General features: G+C 64.2%; 2 protein-coding genes. Both read right to left on the reverse strand.

What is annotated here, in order from left to right:
- Positions 1–383, reverse strand: a 383-nt coding sequence (locus tag A3730_RS07960; protein WP_156501072.1) for a TRAP transporter large permease subunit, incomplete at its 3' end; no start/stop codon positions are given.
- Positions 383–823: TRAP transporter small permease subunit (locus tag A3730_RS07965; protein WP_063537871.1), on the reverse strand; the 441-nt coding region annotated here is incomplete at its 5' end. The genes A3730_RS07960 and A3730_RS07965, both read right to left, overlap by 1 nt.

The following is an 823-nucleotide window of genomic DNA, read 5'->3' on the forward strand; positions in this document are numbered from 1 at the left end:
AGGCCCATGGTGACTACGGTGGCGCCCACAATGCCGGTGCTGGCGGCCAGCAGGGCGCCCACCAGGATGATCGCCAGCCCCATTCCGCCGGGTAACGGGCCGAACAGCTGACCCATGCTGGACAGCAGCTTCTCCGCCACCCGGGATTTTTCCAGCATTACCCCCATGAACACGAATAGCGGTACCGCCATCAGGGTGCTGTTCTCGATAATGCCGAACAGCCGGTTGGGCACAAAGGTCAGGTCCGAGGGGGAAAAGGTGCCGGTGAGGATGCCGCCGGCCGCAAACAGCAGCGCGGTGCCGCCCAGAGCAAAGGCCACCGGGTAGCCGGTGAGCAACACCAGGCAGACAGCCACGAACATCAGCAGCGGGAGCCATTCCATCACAGGCCCTCCTCCGGGTGCTGGTCGTGTTCGCTGATCCTGGCGGGTGGGCTGGCGCCCAGTAGCGTCAGGCCGTGGCGTAACAGTTCGGCGATGGCCTGAACGGTCAGCAGCGCGGGCAGCACCAGCAGCAGGGTCTTGAGCAGATAGACAAAGGGCAGGCCGCCATTGGCGGAACCTTCCTGCTCGCGCCAGCTGCTGGCCACATAGTCCAGTGACAACCAGAACATGGCGGCACACACCGGAAATAGCAGCAACAGGGTGCCCAGCAGGTTAACCCAGGCCCGGCCGCGCGGGCTGAAGCGCTGGTAAAGAACATCCACCCGGACATGCTCGTCTTCGGCCAGGGTGTAGGCGATGGCCAGCATGAACAGGCTGCCGTGCAGGTAGGTCAGGGACTCTTGCAGGGCGATGTTGCCGATATCGAAGCCGTAGCGCAG

It is taken from the genome of Alcanivorax sp. HI0044 (assembly GCF_001634945.1).